Annotated in this window: 18 protein-coding genes; 4 read left to right on the forward strand and 14 right to left on the reverse strand. The window is 64.6% G+C overall.

Going from position 1 to position 18733, the window contains the following annotated elements; all coding sequences use genetic code 11:
- Positions 1 to 6 precede the first annotated feature (6 nt).
- Positions 7 to 978, forward strand: a complete 972-nt coding sequence (locus QCE79_RS22835; RefSeq protein ID WP_244830123.1) for a LysR family transcriptional regulator — start codon at positions 7 to 9, stop codon at positions 976 to 978.
- Here the strand turns inward: QCE79_RS22835 and QCE79_RS22840 are convergent.
- From QCE79_RS22840 to QCE79_RS22895, 12 genes are all read right to left on the reverse strand, one after another.
- Positions 892 to 1338 (reverse strand): helix-turn-helix domain-containing protein, encoded by a 447-nt coding sequence (locus QCE79_RS22840; RefSeq protein WP_250510724.1) that lies wholly within the window; start codon positions 1336 to 1338, stop codon positions 892 to 894. The genes QCE79_RS22835 and QCE79_RS22840 overlap by 87 nt on opposite strands.
- Entirely contained in the window at positions 1335 to 2504 is a 1170-nt protein-coding gene (locus QCE79_RS22845; RefSeq protein ID WP_244830121.1) for an FAD-binding oxidoreductase, read from the reverse strand. The genes QCE79_RS22840 and QCE79_RS22845 overlap by 4 nt, the downstream gene beginning before the upstream one ends.
- The gene (locus QCE79_RS22850) at positions 2501 to 3919 is read right to left on the reverse strand and encodes an FAD/NAD(P)-binding oxidoreductase (protein ID WP_309848122.1); all 1419 of its coding nucleotides are present in this window, start codon (positions 3917 to 3919) and stop codon (positions 2501 to 2503) included. The genes QCE79_RS22845 and QCE79_RS22850 overlap by 4 nt, the downstream gene beginning before the upstream one ends.
- Positions 3898 to 4218, reverse strand: a complete 321-nt coding sequence (locus QCE79_RS22855) for a (2Fe-2S)-binding protein (RefSeq protein WP_244830119.1) — start codon at positions 4216 to 4218, stop codon at positions 3898 to 3900. The genes QCE79_RS22850 and QCE79_RS22855 overlap by 22 nt, the downstream gene beginning before the upstream one ends.
- Entirely contained in the window at positions 4215 to 6062 is a 1848-nt protein-coding gene (locus tag QCE79_RS22860; RefSeq protein WP_309848123.1) for an ABC transporter ATP-binding protein, read from the reverse strand. Before QCE79_RS22860 ends, QCE79_RS22855 begins: the two co-directional genes overlap by 4 nt.
- Positions 6059 to 7003, reverse strand: a complete 945-nt coding sequence (locus QCE79_RS22865) for an ABC transporter permease (RefSeq protein ID WP_250468441.1) — start codon at positions 7001 to 7003, stop codon at positions 6059 to 6061. The genes QCE79_RS22860 and QCE79_RS22865 overlap by 4 nt, the downstream gene beginning before the upstream one ends.
- Positions 7000 to 7956 carry an ABC transporter permease gene (locus QCE79_RS22870; RefSeq protein ID WP_244830116.1) on the reverse strand — a complete coding sequence of 319 codons (957 nt, stop codon included), beginning with the start codon at positions 7954 to 7956 and terminating at the stop codon, positions 7000 to 7002. The genes QCE79_RS22865 and QCE79_RS22870 overlap by 4 nt, the downstream gene beginning before the upstream one ends.
- Before the next feature lie 75 nt (positions 7957 to 8031).
- Positions 8032 to 9648, reverse strand: coding sequence for an ABC transporter substrate-binding protein (locus tag QCE79_RS22875; protein WP_309848124.1), 1617 nt, complete (start codon positions 9646 to 9648; stop codon positions 8032 to 8034).
- 86 nt (positions 9649 to 9734) lie between these two features.
- Positions 9735 to 11009: an FAD-binding oxidoreductase gene (locus QCE79_RS22880; RefSeq protein ID WP_309848125.1), complete on the reverse strand. Its 1275-nt coding sequence runs from the start codon at positions 11007 to 11009 to the stop codon at positions 9735 to 9737.
- A 22-nt stretch (positions 11010 to 11031) separates the two neighbouring features.
- The gene (locus QCE79_RS22885) at positions 11032 to 11700 is read right to left on the reverse strand and encodes a haloacid dehalogenase type II (protein ID WP_250468443.1); all 669 of its coding nucleotides are present in this window, start codon (positions 11698 to 11700) and stop codon (positions 11032 to 11034) included.
- The gene (locus tag QCE79_RS22890) at positions 11697 to 11828 is read right to left on the reverse strand and encodes a hypothetical protein (protein WP_255784709.1); all 132 of its coding nucleotides are present in this window, start codon (positions 11826 to 11828) and stop codon (positions 11697 to 11699) included. Before QCE79_RS22890 ends, QCE79_RS22885 begins: the two co-directional genes overlap by 4 nt.
- A gap of 69 nt (positions 11829 to 11897) precedes the next feature.
- On the reverse strand, positions 11898 to 13376 hold the full coding sequence (locus tag QCE79_RS22895; RefSeq protein WP_250510729.1) for an aldehyde dehydrogenase: 1479 nt from the start codon (positions 13374 to 13376) through the stop codon (positions 11898 to 11900).
- Positions 13377 to 13613: 237 nt separating this feature from the next.
- Between QCE79_RS22895 and QCE79_RS22900 the strand changes: the two genes are divergently transcribed.
- Both QCE79_RS22900 and QCE79_RS22905 read left to right on the forward strand, forming a co-directional pair.
- A complete protein-coding gene (locus tag QCE79_RS22900; protein ID WP_309848126.1) occupies positions 13614 to 14486 on the forward strand; it encodes a GNAT family N-acetyltransferase in 873 nt (290 codons plus the stop codon).
- 113 nt (positions 14487 to 14599) lie between these two features.
- Positions 14600 to 16009 carry a DUF308 domain-containing protein gene (locus QCE79_RS22905; protein WP_309848127.1) on the forward strand — a complete coding sequence of 470 codons (1410 nt, stop codon included), beginning with the start codon at positions 14600 to 14602 and terminating at the stop codon, positions 16007 to 16009.
- 10 nt (positions 16010 to 16019) lie between these two features.
- Here QCE79_RS22905 and QCE79_RS22910 read toward each other — a convergent pair whose 3' ends face one another.
- Complete coding sequence (locus QCE79_RS22910) at positions 16020 to 16760, reverse strand: beta-ketoacyl-ACP reductase (protein ID WP_309848128.1); 741 nt, start codon at positions 16758 to 16760, stop codon at positions 16020 to 16022.
- 34 nt (positions 16761 to 16794) lie between these two features.
- Positions 16795 to 17433, reverse strand: a complete 639-nt coding sequence (locus tag QCE79_RS22915; RefSeq protein WP_309848129.1) for a TetR/AcrR family transcriptional regulator — start codon at positions 17431 to 17433, stop codon at positions 16795 to 16797.
- Between the two features lie 95 nt (positions 17434 to 17528).
- Between QCE79_RS22915 and QCE79_RS22920 the strand changes: the two genes are divergently transcribed.
- Positions 17529 to 18641, forward strand: coding sequence for an MBL fold metallo-hydrolase (locus QCE79_RS22920; protein ID WP_309848130.1), 1113 nt, complete (start codon positions 17529 to 17531; stop codon positions 18639 to 18641).
- The last annotated feature ends 92 nt before the right edge of the window (positions 18642 to 18733 follow it).

Genomic DNA, 18733 nt, shown 5'->3' on the forward strand with positions numbered 1-18733 from the left:
CAGGTCATGCCAAACCTTCGCAAGAAACTGCCCAGCGCCAACGCGCTCTTCGTCTTCGAAGCGGCCGCGCGCTGCGGTAATTTCACGCGTGCCGCGCAAGAACTTTACGTGAGTCAGCCGGCGGTCAGCCGCATGCTCGCGCGCATGGAAGACCATATCGGCGTGCGGCTTTTCGAGCGCGTGCGCGGCGGCATCGAACTGACGGAAAGCGGGCGCATTCTGTATCGCAAGATATCGGAAGGCTTCAATGGCATAGAAAGCGCCATCCGCGAAATCGAGGCACGCGCCACCGGCGTGGAGTCGGTCACGCTGTCGGTTTCCACCGCCTTCACCACGCACTGGCTGATGCCGCGCATGAGCCGGCTCAATCAGGCGTTTCCTTCGGTGGACCTGCGCTTTCAACTGATCTCGGGGCGCATTGGCGGGCCGCTCGTCGATGTCGATCTCGGCATGCGCTTCCTTCACGATGAAGAGATCGACGAGAACGCCGTGCTGGTCATGCCCGAAGCGCTGCTGCCGGTATCGAACGAGCGATACCACGAAACCGCGTGTACCGAAGCGGGCCGCGCGCATGGCGATACGGTGATCGTCATGGACGACGGCGAACGCGGCTGGCATGAGCGCTTTCATGCGTTCGCCGACCAAGAGCGGCATGTCGCCGGCATGCTCAGTTTCAACGACTACGCCATCGTCGTGCAGGCCGCGTTGCTCGGGCAAGGCATGGCGCTCGGCTGGCTCAACGTGGCGTCTCACTGGCTCGCGCAAGGCGCGCTCGTGCCGGCGGAACTGGAACTCATCGTGACGAGCCGGCGCTGCTGCCTCGTCACGCCGCCGAACCGGCCGTTGCGGCCTATCGTCGCCGACGTGCGCGACTGGCTCATCGCGGAAACGCTAGGCGACATGCGCGTCGTCGAGAGCAAGTATCCGCGGCTCGGTCTTCGCGATGCCCTTAAGGCAACCGGCATCGAGCTTGGCTGAACGCGTGTCCGCATGGTCGCGTGCGTGCTCGATGAACGTACTCGGCGTCATGCCGCACAAGCGCTTGAAATGCCGCGCGAGATGGCTTTGATCGAAAAAGCCGACTTCCGTCGCCACCACCGATCCCGGCATGCCCGCGAGCAACAGACTCTGCGCACGCCGCACCCGCACGCGGCACAGATACTTGTAGGGCGAAAGCCCGATCTGCTCGCGAAACACGGTCGCAAAGCGCGACACCGACAACGCCGAGACATCGGCGAGCTGCGCAAGACTCACGGTCTTGTCGAAATTCGCTTCGATATAGGCGAGCGCGTTGCCGAGCACGGCGGGCTTGATGTTCGCGTGGCTCTCGTGGTTCATGAAGAAGTCTCTGACGTGGCCGATTCCGCGTGTGCCGATGCACCGCGCTGGAATCGTTGAATGGAGAACGAATCGAGAGGAATGGGTGTGGCGCCGGTATCGAGCAGTTCCGCGAGCGTTTCGCCCACGCCCGGCCCGATCTGAAACCCCGAGCCGCTGAAACCGAACGCATAGAAGAGGCCATCGGCTTTCGTGCTCGGGCCGATCACCGGTTCCGAATCCGGCAGATAGCTTTCGACGCCGCTCCAGACGCGAATTACGTGCAAGGGTCCGAGCGCCGGCACCATGCGGCGAAACTGCGCCATCTGCGCGACGGTGTTTTCCGGCAGCACGCCCGCGCGGCGCGTGGCGATATCGGCGGGACCGGGCGGGCCGCCGCCGAGCACGAGATTGCCGCGCGGAATCTGGCGGAAGTACACGCTCTCGGCCTTGACTGTCGTGTAGACGCCCATCGAATGCTGGAAGACATACGGCACGGGTTCGGTCACGGCCATTTGCGGGCCGCGCGCGACGAGCGGCACCGGCTCGCCGAGTTGCGTCGACAAGGTATTGGCCCACGCGCCCGCGCATACCAGCACTTGTTCGGCGCGATAGATGTCGCCCGCCGCGCTTTCCACGCGAAAGCCGCCCGCTTCTTTCTCGATACGCACCACTTCCGTGTTCTCGACGATGCGCGCTCCGAGCCGCGCCGCCGCACGCCCGAACGCAGGCGCGGCGAGTCGCGGATTGGCGTGGCCATCGAGCGGCGAAACGGATGCGGCAAGGACTTCGCGGCCGAGGAAGGGGAAGCGCTCGAACATCGCACGGCCTTCGAGCACTTCGAGATCGAGGCCGTGGGCGCGCGCTTCATCGGCATAGCGCTGAAAATACTCGGCATCATGCGCGTGATAGCAGACGCGAGTATGGCCCGAAGGCAGGAATTCGACATCTTCGCCGAGCAGTTCCCGCGAGCGTTTCCAGGTCTGCAAGGCGCGATTGGACATGGCCAGTTGCGAAAGCGCGCGGCCCTGGCGACGCACGCCGCCGAAGTTCACGCCGCTTGCCTGCTGCCCGGTGAGACCGCGTTCGAGCACGATCACGGAACGCTTACGGCGGCGCAAAAAGAATGCGGTCGTCGTGCCGACGATACCGCCGCCGATCACGATCACATCGGCGCGCTCGTTCATTCGCTCAACTCCTTTTCGATTCCTCGATGCACTTCGTCCTGCAGCGTCACGGCCATCGGCAGCGGCTTGACAGGCGCTTGTCCGCGCAGACGTCCGACCGCTTCGAGCGGCACGCGCGCCTCGGCGGCGATGACTTCCGCGCCCGCGTGCGCGCAATATCGGCCCTGACAGCGGCCCATGCCGACGCGGGAAAACGCCTTCGCGCGATTCGCTTCCCGCGCGCCCATTTCGCGTACCACGCGACGCAATTCGCCCGCTGTGATGGCTTCACAGCGGCAGACGATCGCCTCGTCCGGAAGCGCGGCAGCGAAGCGCGCGGGCCACGGGAAAGCGGCCCGCAGGCCGGCGGCGAATCGCGTGAAGCGCGCAAGTTCGTCGCGTAATTGCGTGACGCGCGCGTTGTCGGGCGCGAGCCCCGCATCGTGCAAGGCGGCGAGCGCCGCGAGTTGTCCGGAGCGCTCGGCGGCGTCCGCGCCGCGCACGCGTGCGCCGTCACCCGCGAGATAGACGCCGGGCACGCTGCTGCGGCCATCGCCGTCGATGCGAGCAAGCCATTGCCGGGCGGCCTGATCGAAGACGAATTCGCAGCCCGCGAGATCGGCGAGCTGCGTTTCGGGACGGAGGTGATAGCCGAGCGCGACGGCATCGCAGGCAATATCGAGTTGCGCGCCGTTCGCCGTTTCAACGCGCACGCCGCTGACGCCATGTTCGGCCGTCCCGCCGATGCCAACCGGCGTGATGCCGCGATGCACCGCCACGCCCGCGCGACGCAATACGCGCATCAAGCCGATGCCCTTGACGAGCGTCGATGGCATGGCGAGCAGTTGCGGCAATGCGCGAATGCGTTGTGCAAGCGTCGAGGTGTCCAGCACCGCACCGACCGTCGCGCCTGCTTTGACGTATTGCGCGGCGACGAGATAGAGCAGCGGTCCCGTGCCCATCAGCACCGTGCGCGCGCCGATTGCACAGCCTTGCGACTTCAGCGCGACCTGTGCGCCGCCGAGGCTATACGTGCCTGCGTGATGCCAGCCCGGCACCGGCATGAGGCGGTCGGTGGCGCCGCTGCACACGATGAGCGCGTCGAAGTCGAGCTTGCGATAGCGCGTGCCGCTGACGATATGCACCACGTTCGGTTCGATGTTCCACACGAGCGTCTCGGGCAGATAGTCGATCTGCGCGCGCAAGCCATCGAACGTGCGATGCAGCGACTGAGCGCGGACGGCTTCGCTGCCATAAAGCGTTTCATACGAGCGCGAAAACCCGTCGGGCTGCCGCCGATAAATCTGCCCGCCGTCGCGCCGTCCTTCATCGACCACGGTCGGACGCAAGCCCGCGCGCACGAGCGCTTCGGCTGCGCGCACGCCCGCCGGTCCGCCGCCGATGACCACGACCTTCAAACGCTCGCGCGCGGCCATACACCCTCCTTCGTCTGACCGATGCGTGTGACGATCGACATGCCTTCTTCAACAGGCGTCGTGCAGGCGCGCAGGCGTTCGCCGCTCGCGGTCCAAACCCAGCAATCCTGGCACGCGCCCATCAGGCAGAAACCGGCGCGGCGGCCATCGCCGAACTCGGAATCGCGCAAGGTGTCTTGCGCCGTCAGCAGCGCGACCATCAGCGTGTCGCCTTCCTTGGCCTGTGCGATGCTGCCGTCGATAACGATGGTCACCGTTTTGCGCCCCGTCTCCGCCACTCTCACGAAACGTGCGTTCATACAGCCACCGCGTTGTCTTGTGTCTGCATGCGCGTGAGGTCGTCGGCCGAGCGGTGGCACAGAATGGCGGCGCCCGAAGGCAAGGTCTTGACCGATGGCGGTGTCACGTTGCACTTGCCGTCGATGCGCACCGTGCAACGCGCACGGAAGCTGCACAACGCATCCACGTCGCTATCCGAGCCGAGCACGGGCAAGGCAGTCAGCGTCGATGCGCGCCGCTCGTCGAGCCAGCCCGGTTGCAGCGCAGGCACCGAATCGACGAGCAGACCCGTGTACGGGTGATACGGCGGATGCGAAAGCGACTCGCGCTGGCCCGCTTCGACACACTGGCCCGCATACAGCACGATGACTTCGTCGCAGATGGCCCGCACCGTCGAGATGTCGTGGCTGATGAACATGAGCGAGACGCCGAGTTCGCGGCGCAATTCCGCGAGCAGATCGAGAATGGCCGCGCCGACCACCGTATCGAGCGCGGACGTGACTTCGTCGCAGAGAATGAGCGCGGGGTCGGCGGCGAGCGCGCGCGCCAGATTCACGCGCTGCTTCTGTCCGCCCGACAAACCGCCCGGCTGGCGCTTCGCAATCGCTGCGGGCAGCTTCACCAGATCGAGCAGTTCCAGCATGCGCTTTCGTGCCGCCGCACCGCGCAGGCCGTGATAGAAGTTCATCGGCCGCGCGAGAATATCGGCGATGGTACGGCTCGGGTTGAGCGCGGTATCGGCGTTCTGGAACACGATCTGCACGCGCCGGTATTGTTCGAGCGTACGTTCGGAGAGCTTGGCCGGCAGCGGCTTGCCGTCGAGCAGCACGTCGCCGCGCGCCCGGTCCACCAGACCCGCGACCACGCGTGCAAGCGTCGTCTTGCCCGATCCCGATTCGCCGATCACACCGAGCGTGCTGCCACGCGCGATCTTCAGGCTCACGTCGTCGAGCACGCGCACGGCGGGCACGCCGTTCGCATCGACACGGCCATAACCCGCGCTCAGGCGGCGAATTTCCAGCAACGGCTTTTCACCCTGACTGGTGAGCGGCGAGAGTTCGGCGAGCAGCGCATCGGGGCGGCGCACTGCGCCGAGCAACTGGCGCGTGTAATCGTCGGCGGGAGCGTCGAGCACTTGCGCGGTCGCGCCGTTCTCGCGCACGCGTCCGCCGTTCAGCACGACGATGCGGTCCGCCATCTGCGCCACCACGGCGAGGTCGTGCGATACGTACACCGCCGTCGTGCCGAGTTCGCGCACCACGCGCTTGAATGCGGCGAGGACTTCGATCTGCGTGGTCACATCGAGCGCGGTGGTCGGTTCGTCGAACACGACGACGGCGGGATCGGTGATCAGCGCCATCGCGGCCATCAACCGCTGCAACTGCCCGCCCGAGACCTGATGCGGATACCGGTCGCCAATGCTTTCCGGATTCGGCAACGCGAGCGCGCGGAACAACGCGACCGCCTTCTCGCGCGCCGCCGCGGCGGACATGAGTTTGTGCAGCAACGCGGGCTCGGTCACCTGATCCATGATCGTGCGTGCCGGATTGAATCCCGCCGACGCGCTCTGCGCCACATAAGCCACCGTGCGCGAGCGCAGCGCGCGACGGCCCTTTTCACTCAGTTCGAGCACTTCGGTGTCGCCGATCTTGACGGAACCGCCCGCAATCGCGCAGCCGGTGCGCGCATGACCGAGCAGCGCCAGCGCAATCGTCGTCTTGCCCGAGCCCGACTCGCCGATCAGTGCGAGCACTTCGCCCTTCTTCACGACGAAGTCCACGCCTTTCACGATCTCGACGACCGGGTCCGGCGCCGCGCCCGCGACCACGCGCAGGCCTTTCACTTCGATCATGTTGGTGGTCATTGCGCGCCTCCGTTGCCGCGCGCACCGTGGCGGCGCAGGCTGTCGATGAGCAGATTCACGCCGACCGTCAGCGTGGCGATGGCGACCGCCGGCATGAGCACGGCCGGCGCGCCTTCCGCCAGACCGCCGATGTTCTCGCGCACTAGCGAACCCCAGTCCGCGTTCGGCGGCTGGACACCGAGGCCGAGAAAGCTCAGGCCCGACAGCAGCAACACGATGAACACGAAGCGCAGGCCGAAGTCGGCGAGCATCGGGTGAATCATGTTCGGCAGCACTTCGACGCGAGCGATATAGAACAGCTTCTCGCCGCGCGCTCTTGCCACCTGCACGTATTCGAGCGTCATGATGTTGACCGCGAGCGAGCGCGAAATGCGGAACGCGCCGGGAATGTAGGCGAGCGCGGCGACCATCGTCAGCATGGGGATCGACGAGCCGAACGCGGCGATCACCACCAGCGCGAGCACCTTGCTCGGAATGGAGATGAGCGCATCGAAGAAGCGGCTCAAGATTTCATCGACCCAGCGGCCAGACACAGCCGCGATCAGACCGAAAAACGTGCCGATGAAACTCGCGAGCAGCGTCGCCGCGAGCGCGAGGCCCACCGTGTACTGCGTGCCGTACAGCACGCGGGAGAGCATGTCGCGGCCGAGATAATCGGTGCCGAGCCAGTGCGCCGCGCTATAGCTGCCGAAGATGTCGATGGAAGTCATCGCGCCGCCTTTGTACGGCGCGACGAGCGGAGCCAGGAACGCGACCGCGAGCCAGAACACGACGATGAAAAGACCGATCAAGCCGAGCACCGAGAAGCGTCCGGCGAGACGCCGCAGCGGGCCGCGCTTCTGCACGATGACCGGCGCTTCGGCCACGTCCGGTATTCCGGGCTCCGGCTCGTACATGACCTGCGAGGCGTGTGGCACGTGAGGTGTCGAGGGACGATTCATCGTTGACGCAGCCGTGGGTTGGATACGATCTGGGCCAGGTCGGCAATCAGCACGAGCGCGAGATACGCCGCGCAGAACACCATGACGCAGCCCTGCACGAGCGGCATGTCGCGGTTGGTGACGGCATCGACCATGAGGCTTGCAAGACCGGGATAGTTAAAAATCGATTCGACGATCACCACGCCGCCGAAGAGATACGAGAGACTCAGCGCCACCGCGTTCGCAATCGGCCCGATGGTGTTGGGTAAGACGTGCCGCAACACCACGCGCATCGGCGATGCGCCCTTTAGACGCGCCATCTCCACGTAAGACGCGTTGAGCTGATCCAGCACCGCCGCGCGCGTCATGCGTGCCATTTGCGCGACGATCACGCAGCAGAGCGTCATCACTGGCATCGCGTAGACCCGCAAGAGCGCGCCGAACGACGACACATCCGAGAGATACGAGAGCGCTGGCAGCCAGCGCAGCTTCACCGCGAAGATCAGGACGGCGATGGTCGCGACGAGAAACTCGGGCACGGCCACGGTCGAAAGCGTCAGCACGTTGAGCGCGCGGTCGAGCAGCGAGCCGCGAAACATGGCCGATACGATGCCGATGAAGAGCGCCACCGGCACCGAAACCAGCGCGGTCAAACCGGCCAGCACGAGCGAATTCGGCAGACGCGAGGCGATCAGCTGACTCACCGGGAGATTGTTCGACAGCGACGTGCCGAAGTTGCCCGAGACCACGTGCACGAGCCATTGCACGTAGCGTTGCAGCGCGGGCTGATCGAGCCCGTACTCGTGACGCAGGGCCGTGACCTGCTCGGGCGTGGCCGCCTGGCCGAGCGCCTGCTGTGCGGCATCGCCGGGCAAGAGACCCGTGATGCCGAACACCACCGCCGAGACGATCAGCAAGGTCAGCAACGCGAGGCCGATGCGCGTGGCGACGAGTCGTTGCGCATGAACTTTCATCGGATATCGCCTCCGGTTTGAGGTTCGCGCGCCGTCCGTTGAGGGCGCGCGATGTCGCTTGAGACGCAGCGTACATTACGCCGTGAGCCAGACCTTTTCCGCGAACATGAAGCCGCCGAGACCGGCGAGCGGAATCGAGCCGAGGCCCTTGAGCTTCGCGGTGTGGGCATCGAGGGAACTCTGGAACATCGGAATGCCGATGCCGCCGTCCTCGTGCACGAGCTGCTGCATGTCGCCGTAGATCTTCTTGCGCTTGGCGTCGTCCGGCTCGCCGCGCGCGGCCACCAGCATCTGGTCGAACTGCGGGTTCTTCCAGTTGGCTTCGTTCCACGGTGCGTCGGACTTAAAGAACTGCGTGAACAGCACATCCGCGCTCGGGCGTGCGTTGATGTTGCCGTAGCCGAGCGGATGCTTCATCCAGTGATTCGACCAATAGCCGTCGGCGGGCACGCGCACCACTTGCAGATTCAGGCCCGCTTGCGGCGCGACCTGTTGCAAGAGCACGGCCATTTCGACCGAACCCTCAGCCGCCGGCGATGCGTACAGTTGCACCGGCGCGCTGCCGAGCTTCGCCTTCTGGAAGTAGAACTTGGCCTTGTCCGGATCGAACTTGCGTTGCGGCAGACCGGCCATGTAATACTTGTTGGTTGGATCGATCGGCTGGTCGTTGCCGATTGCGCCATAGCCGCGAAACACGGTCTGGCGAATCTGGTCGCGATCCATCAAGTGCATCATGCCGCGCCGGAAATCGCTCGTGCCCGTGATGCCGCCGTCGTCGCGCACGATCAGGTCGGTGTATTGACCCGTCTTCGTTTCCAGCACGTTGAAGCCTTGCGTGCCCTTGATGCGGTCCGTCGAGCGCGCGCTCACCGCGTTGATCAGTTGCACGTCGCCGGACAGAAGCGCGTTGACGCGCGCGGATTCATCGGCGATACCGATCAGCTCCACTTCGTCCAGATGCGGCAGGCCCGGCTTCCAGTACTTCTCGTTGCGCACGCCGACCGTACGCACGCCCGGCGTGAATTCCTTGACCTTGAACGGACCCGTGCCGATCGCCGTCTTGAAGTCGGTGGTGCCGTCCTTGATGATGAGGAAGTGCGAATCCGCGAGAATCACGGGCAGGTCGGCGTTCGCGCCGGCGAGCGTGATGGTCACTTCGTTCGGGCCGGTGGCCTTCACGTCCTTGAACTGGTCGGCAATGGTCTTGGCCTTCGAGCCGACCGCTGCATCCTTGTGACGCATCAGCGAATAGATCACGTCCTGCGGCGCGAGCGATTTGCCGTCGTGGAACTGCACGCCGCTTCTGAGCTTCACGACCCACACGATCGCGTCTTTCGTTTCGAGCGATTCAGCCAGCGACATCTGCGCGCCGAGATGCGAATCCAGTTCGGTCAGGCCGTTGTAGATCATGAAGCCGCGCACGTAGTCGGTGCCGAGCGCGCCCTTGGCGGGGTCGAGCGTATCGGCGGACGAAGACGATTGCGTCGCCACGCGAATCCGTCCGCCCTGCTTCGGCTTTTCCTGCGCGAACGCGGCGCCGCTCACGGAAAGCAGGCCCGTGCCGGTGACGGACAGCAAGCCGCCCGCGGTCAGCGCGCGCAGCACGCTACGGCGCGACGCGCCTTTTTTCGTCAGTTCGTCGAGCCGGATACCGGCATGGTCGACTGCATCAGGCGATTGATCGATGCTCATGAACTTCTCCGCGTGAGATTGGGGCTGAATGAATCGCCGGCTCGGTTGTTTCCGGCTGGCTGTATTTGCTTCGATGCTTCGATGCTTCAATAGAAAACGTCTTTGATCGAGTAGTACGCACCGACCAACGGCAGGAACCACGGTTTGCCCGTGTGACCCGGAATGGCGGGCCAGTCGAAATCGCGCCACGGATTGGCGTCGGCCTTGCCGTTCATCACGTCGGCCATGACCTGGCCCATGTGCGTGGACATCTGCGTGCCGTGGCCGCTGTAACCCATCGAAAAGTAGATGCCGTCGTGCTGCCCGGCGCGCGGCAGACGGTCCGCGGTGATATCGACGAGACCGCCCCAGCAATAGTCGATGCCTACGCTCGCGAGACTCGGGAACATCTGCGCGAGGTTGTCCTGCAGGATGCGGCCGCTCTTCGCATCCGAAGGTCTTTCGGATGCTGTGAAGCGCGCGCGTCCGCCGAACAGCAAACGCGCATCCGGCGTCACGCGAAAATAGTTATGCATGAGGCGGCTCGTGGTGTAGGAGCGGCGCTTGGGCAAGATGCGCGCGAGCTCTTCTGCCGGCAGCGGCGCGGTCACGATGATGAACGAGCCCACCGGCGCGAGCCTGCGTCTGTACCATGAAAACGGACCGTGCTTGGAAGGACCGGTCGCGATCAACACTTGCTTCGCGCTCACCGCGCCGCGCGCCGTATCGATTCGAAACCCGCCGTCTTCCTTCGTGATGCCGCGCACTTCCGCATGTTCGAAAAGCTTCGCGCCTTGCCGCACGGCGGCGTTCGCAAGACCCGCCGCGAACTTGCCCATATGCATCTGGCCACCATGACGTTGCAGCAAGCCGCCATGAAAACTGTCCGACTGCACTTCGCCGCGAACCTGTTCGCGAGTCAGCACGTCGATATCGGGATCGACTTCGCGGCGAATGAGTTCGGCGGTACGTTCGATGTGCGCGAGATGATGCGGCTTCGACGCGAGCTTCAGCTTACCCGTCGAAACATAATCGCAATCGATACCTTCCTCGCGAATCAAACGCTCGACGGTATCGACGGCGGCCGCATACGCGCGATAACAGCCCTGCGCACGCTCGACGCCCAGTTGCGAGCGCAACGCCGCATAGTCCTGCGCCACGCCGGTGTTGCACTGGCCGCCGTTGCGCCCGGAAGCGCCGCCGCCCATTTTCCCCGCATCGAACACGGCGACGCTCGCGCCGCGTTTGGCAAGCGCCAGCGCCGCCGACAGACCGGTGAAGCCGCCGCCGATCACCGCCACATCGACCCGGCCATCGGCCGGGCCTTCCTGCGCCGCCGTGAAGGCGGGTGCGGTATCGAGCCAGTAGGAGTCGAGTTTCATCGGCGGGTCCGGTGGATGACGATTACAGGCCGAGCTCGGTGGCGAGATCGCCGATGGTGTCGACTTCGTAGTACTCGTAGTACGGCGTGCTCGGCTCGTGGCCGCGCTTGACGAACGCCTTGTGCTTCACGCCCATGTCGTGCGCGGTCATCAGGTCGTAGCGCAGGCTCGACGACACGTGCAGCACGTCTTCGGGGTTGCAGTCGAGCTGGTCGAACATGTACTCGAAGCCTTGCATGCGCGGCTTGTACGACTGCGCCTGCTGTGCCGTGAACACGCGATGGAACGGCGCGCCGAGCTTGTCGACGTTGCTTTGAATCTGGTCGTTCGATGCGTTCGAGAGAATCACGAGCTTGTACTTCGAAGCGAGACGCGACAGACCTTCCGGGACGTCCGGATGCGGGCCCCAGCTCGGCACGGCGAGGTAGTACTTTTCGGCTTCGGCTTCGTTGAACTCGACGTTCATGCGCTGGCACGCACGGCGCACGGCATTGACGATGACATCGCGATACGGCTTCCACGCGCCGAGCACTTCGTCGCGGCGGTATCCGGAAAAGAATGCGACGAACTTTTCAAGCTCGGCGCCCTTCAGACGGTCGCCGTACATCTCGCGGGCCATATCGGCCATGCGGAACTTCGTCAGCGTGCCGTAGCAGTCGAAGGTGATGTACTTAGGCTCGAAATCGATCATGGTGTCAGTCCTATCGGGTAATGAACCGCGCAGGGTTCAGGGGCGAGGGCCAGGAAAAACGCATTTCCTGAGGAAAATTTAATCAGGGCAAAAATACTGATGTCGTTGAATGCGGGTGCTTCGACCATGCAAAACAACTCTTTCGAGGCATGTCCGCAGCAGCTTATGCGGCGCGTTTCCGACGCACGATCGATCGTTCATTGACCGATGTCGATCAGCACGCTCTTGATGCGCAAATTGGCTTCGAAGGCTTGCCGCCCGAGGTCCTTGCCGATGCCCGAACCCTTGTAGCCGCCGGTGGGAATCACGAAGTCGCTGGTGCGGCCGTAGCGGTTGACCCACACCGTGCCCGCCTCGATGCCGCGCACCATGCGCAGCGCGCGGCCGAGGTCCGCCGTGTGCACGCCGGCGGCGAGGCCATAGTCGGGGTGAGCGGCGAGTGCGAGCGCTTCCTCTTCGCTGTCGAAGGCCTGCAAGGTCAGCACCGGGCCGAAGATTTCGTGGCGCACGGCTTCCGTTTCCTGTGTCACGCCGGTCAGAAGCGTCGGCGCATAGAACGGTCCGGGCGTCGCGGCATGCGGGCGTTCTCCGCCGCAGCGCAGCGCGGCGCCGCTCGCGACGCTGCGTTGTACGATCGCTTCGATACGCGCGGCTTGCGGCTCGGAGATGATCGGCGGCAAGGTGGTGTCGGCGGCCCAGGTCGGTCCGGCATGCAGTTCGCCGAATACATGTGCAATGCGATCGGCGAGTTCATCCGCGATCGAACGCTCGACCAGGAGCCGCGATCCCGCGACGCATACCTGGCCCGCGTTGCCGGCGATCGCACCGGCGATACGCCGCGCGACTTCATCGATACGCGGGGCATCCGCGAAGACGATCTGCGGACTCTTGCCGCCCAGTTCCAGCGTCACGGGCTTGGTGCCGGTCTCGGCGCAGGCGGCCATGATCGCGGCGCCCGTGCGTGTCGAACCCGTGAACGTCACCTTGGCGATGCGCGGATGACGCACGAGCGCGTCGCCGGTCGTGCGGCCATCGCCCTGAACGACATTGAAGATGCCTGGCGGCACGCCTGCTTCGAGCGCGAGCCGGGCGAGACGCAGCACCGAAAACGGCGTCATCTCCGAAGGCTTGAGAACCACCGCGTTACCGGCCGCGAGCGCCGGCGCGATCTTCCACGACGCCATCACCAGCGGAAAATTCCACGGTGCGATGGCGCCGATCACGCCATACGGCTCGGTCATGGTCATGCCGAGATGCCGATGATCCGTCGCCGCGACCTCACCGCCGATCTTGTCGGCGAGTTCCGCGTAGAAGCGGATGCCTTCGGCGGTGAACGGCACGTCCCAGTTGAATGCATCGCGCACGGGACGCGTGGAGCCGAGCGCTTCGAGCGGCGCGAGCGTGGCGGCGTCGGCGGCAACGAGATCCGCGAAACGGCGCAGCACGCGGGCCCGCTCGCGCGGCGCGCAGCTTGCCCAGCCGCTCGTGCGCCACGCGGTGTAGGCGTTCTGCACGGCGTGGTCGATCATGGCCGCATCGGCGACTGGAATGGATGCGTACGCGACGCCATCCGAAGGCCGCGTGACGTCGATGCGCGTGGTGCCTGCATCGACGAACTCGCCACCGATGAAGTGGCCGCGCGGCACGGCAATGACGGCGGGATCGAAACGGTCCATGTGCTTGGGCCTTGTATGCGTTGATGTCGTATGAAATCTTAGGTCCGAAGGCCCGGCATAATTCGCTGACAAAATTGCGCAATCAGCATATCGGGCGCGTTCTTGCACGCCTAACCCGTGGTTTTGCATTGCATCAAAAGCGCAACGCTTGATAGGAAGATCGTCCTAGTCATGCGCGTTGTGCGATGTCACAGTCGCGATAACCGTCTACAGAACGCTCAGAACCAGGAGGCCGGCGTGCCCGACTCTAATCAGCACGATGCGATTCGATATCGCGCTTTCACGCCCGACGACATCGCGGCAGGACACGCGTTGTCGAGCGCCGTCCGGTGGCGGCATCGCCCGGACGACTGGCGATTTGCCGCGCGGACCAGCAGCGGCATCGCCGCCGTCGACGCTTCCGGCGCGGTGGTCGGTACGGCGCTCGCGTGGAAGTTCGGTGTGGAGGCCGCGTCCATCGGCATGTTCATCGTATCGCCGGAGCATCAGCAACTCGGCATCGGCCGTGAGCTGATCGAGCGGCACATAGGAGAACTCGGCGCGCGCACGGTCGTCATGCATGCGATCGGTTCCGGGCTCGCGCTATGCGAAACGCTCGGCTTCGAGAAGACCGGCACCATCCATCAGCATCAGGGCGCGGCGTTTCAGCCGCCGCTCGTTTCGCTGCCGCCGGGCGAGCGGCTGCGGCCCATCGGCGCGAACGACACGCCGCGTCTGGTCGATCTCGCCTCGCGTGCAAGCGGGCTGGATCGCAGCGCCGTGCTGCCGCAATTGCTCGATGTCGCAAGCGGTATCGCGCTCGATCGCGACGGCGAGTTGCTCGGCTTCGCATTGTTCCGGCGCTTCGGCGACGGTCATGTGATCGGCCCGGTGGTCGCGCCCGACTCGCCGAATGAAAGCCGCGCGAAAGCGCTCATCAGTTATTGGCTCGCGCTGCATGCAGGTATGTTCGTACGTGTCGATACCCCCGCGAGGCTCGGACTTTCGACATGGCTCGAAGGCCTCGGCTTGCCGCATGTCGACAGCATCGAGCGCGTGGTGCGCAATGGTCCCTTGCCCGTCGATGCCACTTCGATCGAATACGCCATCGCCAGTCAGGCGTTAGGCTAGGGCTTGTCATCGCGAGCTTGCCGCTTCCCCGTCCGATGCTTTATATAGTGAGTGGCCGCGTCGTTTGCGAATGGACGCACTCCACGCACCGAACAGTTCGACGGAGCTTCGACATGGTTCGTCTCGTGATGATTCTTCTCGGCGTGGACTATCTGCGCACGCGCTGGCGCGAAGTCATGGTGCTCGGCTTTCTGAGCATCGCGCTGGGCGGAGTCATTTTCGTCGATGCCCTCGACGGCTCGCTGTACTTTCCCATCGTCCCGTTCGCGCTCGCCTTGCTGCTTGAAGGACTCGCCACGCTTGCGGTTGCATGGACCGGCATGGGCGGGCAACGCACGCTGCGCTACGTTAAGAGCGCGGCGTTCTCTTTGTCGGCGCTGCTCGTGCTGATCGGCGGCGAGCGCGGCAACTTCGTGCTGTCGCTCATCTTCGGCACGCTCTTTCTCGTGGATGGCGCGTTGCAGATCGTCTCCGCGCGCGTGGTCCGCTATCGCCGCTGGAAGCTCGCGATGGCAGGCGGCGTGTTCGAGATCGCCATCGCCATTTTCTTCTACCAGCCGTATCCGGATTACTACGCGGGCACGGTGGCTTATTGCGTGGCGTTTGGCCTTTTCTTCGGTGGATGGAACATGCTGCTGCTCGCCTCGCGCGTGCGGCGTCTCGCGCGCAACCCCGCAGCCGATGACGCCGCGGCCGCCGCAGCTGCATCGCAGGCGTCCGTGCAGGCGGCACGCACGCCGGTCGCGGGCGTCGTCTGGGACGGCCCTCCCGGACCCGACGAAGCCGCCTTGACCGTGCATGTATGGACGCCGGTCGGCACCGCGAAGATGCAGCCGCGCAGGCAGTTGATCATCGACCGGTACATTGCCGCCGTCGACCGCAACGGCACCATCTCGACCGGCCATGCCGCGCTCGAAACGCCCGAGGGCGTGTATATCAGCCTGTATCCGGCGGTGGAGATAGACCGCTCGCCGGACGAGTTCTCGCGCCTCTTGCGTGCGACCCGCGATAACGATGTGCCCGGCATGTTTCAACCCGACTACGCGACCGAATCGAAAGCATGGTGCCCGTCGACGCAACAGGTACGCATCCGCAATTACGATCCTGAAAGGCTCGCGCGCTTCTGGCAGGAATATCAGCGCGACACGACCTACAACCTCACGTATCGCAACTGTTCGAGCACCGTGGCGCGCGCGCTCGAAGCGGCCATCGAAGGCGCATCGGCGCGTGTGTGGGGCAAGCGCGGCGGGTGGAATCCGCTCGTGCGCATCATGACGACGCCCGAGCTATGGGTGGCGGCGCAAGTGCGCAAGCGCGCGGCGACCATGGCGTGGACGCCGGGCCTGACGCTCGACTACGCGCGCGCGCTCAGCATGCTGGCCGATCCGCGCCGTTCGGGCTGGGTGAAGATGGCGCGCATTGCGCTGGCGACGATGTATCGATCGCGTCAGCGCTGGCGTGCGGAAGAAGAGGCGGCGCAAGACGCCACCGCGCAAGCCGGGCAAGTGAAGGAACCGGGCTGAACGCCAACCTTCAAAGCGTCATGCCGCCCGCTACCTCGATCACCGCGCCGTTGACGTAACTGGCTTCGTCGCTTGCGAGGAACGCATAGACATTCGCGACTTCCTCGGGCTTGCCGAGACGGCCGAGCGGCACATCGGCGCGCATCTTTTCTAGCACTTCGGCGGGGATGGTCGCGAGAATCGGGGTATCGACGAAACCGGGTGCAACCGCATTCACGCGGATGCCCTTCGGCCCGAGTTCACGGCTCCACGTTTTCGTGAATCCGATCACGCCGAACTTGGCCGCCGCGTAACTGGTCTGCCCGAAATTGCCGTAGATGCCGACCACCGAACTCGCATTCAGGATCACGCCCGAACCTTGCGCGATCATGCCATCGGCCACGGCCTGGCTCGCGTGGAAGACGGCGCGCAGATTCACGTCGATGACATCGTCGAATTGCTTGAGCGTCATTTTCTGCAGGCGTGCGTCACGCGTGATGCCCGCATTGTTCACGAGCACGTCGATGCGCTTATAGCGGTCGCGCACCGTCGCCACCATCTCGTCGACGCGCTCGCGATCCGACATATCGACGCAAAATGCGCTCGCTTCGGCGCCCGCTTGCCGACACGCTTCGACCACCGCTCCCAGCGCTTCCGCGTTGCGGTCACATGCCGCGACGATCGCGCCTTCCTGCGCGAACTTGAGTGCCGTGGCCGCGCCGATGCCCTGCGCCGCGCCCGTGATGATCACTACTTTTCCTTTCAGTCTCATTCGTTCGAACCTTGTTTTAAGGGAAAAACTGGAGTTATTTCGACGGTGAATCGGGCACGCCATACCCCGCCAGAAAGAGATCCACCGCCGCTTCCGCCACCCGCTTCTGCTCGCGCTTGGACAAGGGCGATTGACCCATCGTGACCTGCGGCCAGAACGCGAATCCCTTGACGATGCCATGCAACTGCTGCGCCGCGAACGCCGGGTCCGACGCCACATTCAGGCGGCCATCGGCGGCGGCGGCGCGTATCCATCGCGTCAAGTCTTCCTCGCGCTCGCCAAGCTTGCCGACCATTTCCCGCGCGCGCTCGGGCGAATGAATGCCCTCCGCAATCGCCACTCGCGCAAGCGATAAAAACGCGGCGTCGTTCAACAGATTCAACTTGCGCGCAAGCAGGTCGAGCAACTGCGCACGCAACGGCGATCGAGGGTCGTAGGCAGGAGCGTCGTCGGACTGGCTTGCGGTCCACAACTGATGGAGGATCGCCGCGAACAGCGCGTCCTTGCCGTCGAAATGGTTGTACACCGTTCTCTTCGATACCCCCGCGCGCGCCGCGATGCGGTCCATGCTCGTGGCGTCATAACCCGAGGCGATGAATTCCTCCACCGCCGCGTTCACGATGGCGGCGCGTTTGCGGTCGGTCAGACGAGGTTGGTCAGCGTTCGATTCCATCAGGCAATTTTACACTGAGCGGTTTACTTTCATCTCGAAAATAAACTACACTGGGCAGTCTACTTTCCTGCTGCACCAACCGGATGCCATTTGCCATGACGTCGATTACCGCCTCGATCAGCCGCGCGCTCGGACTCACCGCAGCCAGGCGCGGACGCGAACTGTCGCATACGTCGCCGCAGCATGACGGCGAGCGCTTTCGCAATGTCAAGCCGCGTCCGGCCGAGGGCATGGGCAAGACCTTGCGCATCATGTGGAACATGATCGTCAACAAGCCGCGCGGCACCGCGCCCGTAGAGCCGCCGGCCGTGCTGACACTGACGCGCGCGCAACTCGATGCCGCGCCGGACCGCAGCCTCTTTCGCCTTGGCCACTCCACGCTGCTCTTCAAACTGCGCGGCGAGTTCTGGCTGACCGATCCGGTGTTCGGCGAGCGCGCATCGCCGTTCCGCAATGTCGGGCCGAAGCGTTTTCATGCGCCGCCCATCGCGCTTGCCGACCTGCCGCCGTTGCGCGGCGTGATCCTTTCACACGATCACTACGACCATCTCGACCGCGAGACCGTGCTTGCGCTCGCCGCGACGACGGACGTGTTTCTGACGCCGCTCGGCGTGGGCGACAGGCTGATCGAATGGGGCATCGACGCGAGCAAGGTGCGCCAGCTCGACTGGTGGCAAAGCGTGGAGCTAGACGGCCTCGCATTCACCGCGACGCCCGCTCAGCACTTTTCCGGCCGCAGTCTCTTCGATGGCAACAGCACTTTGTGGGCGTCGTGGGTGATCGTCGATGACGCCTTGCGCGTGTTCTTCAGCGGCGATACCGGCTATTTCGAAGGATTTCGGACCATCGGCGAGCGGCTCGGACCGTTCGATGTCGCGTTCATCGAAACCGGCGCCTACGATGCGCAATGGCCCTACGTGCACATGCAGCCCGAGGAGACCGTCCAGGCGCACGTGGACTTGCGCGGCCGCTGGCTCGTGCCCATTCACAACGGCACGTTCGATCTGGCGATGCATCGCTGGCAGGAACCGTTCGAGCGCGTGACTGGGCTCGCGCTTGCACGGGGTATCGCGCTGGCGACGCCGCGCATGGGCGAGCGGCTGAATCTGGTCGAGCCGCATCGCGGTGAGAAATGGTGGCGCGAAGTGCCGGAAGTCGAGACGGTGAAGACAGGATGGCGGTGGTGCGCGGGACGTGAGTCTTCGTGATGCTCGTTGCCGCAGCGGTTGTCGCTTCGCATGGCGTTGAAGCGCATCTGTCCTAAAAGGAATAAGGCCGGGATATCACTCCCGGCCTTTGC

The organism is Caballeronia sp. LZ003 (assembly GCF_031451465.1).
Taxonomy (GTDB): Bacteria; Pseudomonadota; Gammaproteobacteria; order Burkholderiales; family Burkholderiaceae; genus Caballeronia.

What these genes read in the sequence shown, in the direction of transcription:
- QCE79_RS22835 (WP_244830123.1), top strand. Translation starts at nt 7, where the DNA reads ATGCCAAACCTTCGCAAGAAACTGCCCAGCGCCAACGCGCTCTTCGTC.
- QCE79_RS22840 (WP_250510724.1), bottom strand. Translation starts at nt 1,338, where the DNA reads ATGAACCACGAGAGCCACGCGAACATCAAGCCCGCCGTGCTCGGCAAC.
- QCE79_RS22845 (WP_244830121.1), bottom strand. Translation starts at nt 2,504, where the DNA reads ATGAACGAGCGCGCCGATGTGATCGTGATCGGCGGCGGTATCGTCGGC.
- QCE79_RS22850 (WP_309848122.1), bottom strand. Translation starts at nt 3,919, where the DNA reads ATGGCCGCGCGCGAGCGTTTGAAGGTCGTGGTCATCGGCGGCGGACCG.
- QCE79_RS22855 (WP_244830119.1), bottom strand. Translation starts at nt 4,218, where the DNA reads ATGAACGCACGTTTCGTGAGAGTGGCGGAGACGGGGCGCAAAACGGTG.
- QCE79_RS22860 (WP_309848123.1), bottom strand. Translation starts at nt 6,062, where the DNA reads ATGACCACCAACATGATCGAAGTGAAAGGCCTGCGCGTGGTCGCGGGC.
- QCE79_RS22865 (WP_250468441.1), bottom strand. Translation starts at nt 7,003, where the DNA reads ATGAATCGTCCCTCGACACCTCACGTGCCACACGCCTCGCAGGTCATG.
- QCE79_RS22870 (WP_244830116.1), bottom strand. Translation starts at nt 7,956, where the DNA reads ATGAAAGTTCATGCGCAACGACTCGTCGCCACGCGCATCGGCCTCGCG.
- QCE79_RS22875 (WP_309848124.1), bottom strand. Translation starts at nt 9,648, where the DNA reads ATGAGCATCGATCAATCGCCTGATGCAGTCGACCATGCCGGTATCCGG.
- QCE79_RS22880 (WP_309848125.1), bottom strand. Translation starts at nt 11,009, where the DNA reads ATGAAACTCGACTCCTACTGGCTCGATACCGCACCCGCCTTCACGGCG.
- QCE79_RS22885 (WP_250468443.1), bottom strand. Translation starts at nt 11,700, where the DNA reads ATGATCGATTTCGAGCCTAAGTACATCACCTTCGACTGCTACGGCACG.
- QCE79_RS22890 (WP_255784709.1), bottom strand. Translation starts at nt 11,828, where the DNA reads ATGGTCGAAGCACCCGCATTCAACGACATCAGTATTTTTGCCCTGATT.
- QCE79_RS22895 (WP_250510729.1), bottom strand. Translation starts at nt 13,376, where the DNA reads ATGGACCGTTTCGATCCCGCCGTCATTGCCGTGCCGCGCGGCCACTTC.
- QCE79_RS22905 (WP_309848127.1), top strand. Translation starts at nt 14,600, where the DNA reads ATGGTTCGTCTCGTGATGATTCTTCTCGGCGTGGACTATCTGCGCACG.
- QCE79_RS22910 (WP_309848128.1), bottom strand. Translation starts at nt 16,760, where the DNA reads ATGAGACTGAAAGGAAAAGTAGTGATCATCACGGGCGCGGCGCAGGGC.
- QCE79_RS22915 (WP_309848129.1), bottom strand. Translation starts at nt 17,433, where the DNA reads ATGGAATCGAACGCTGACCAACCTCGTCTGACCGACCGCAAACGCGCC.
- QCE79_RS22920 (WP_309848130.1), top strand. Translation starts at nt 17,529, where the DNA reads ATGACGTCGATTACCGCCTCGATCAGCCGCGCGCTCGGACTCACCGCA.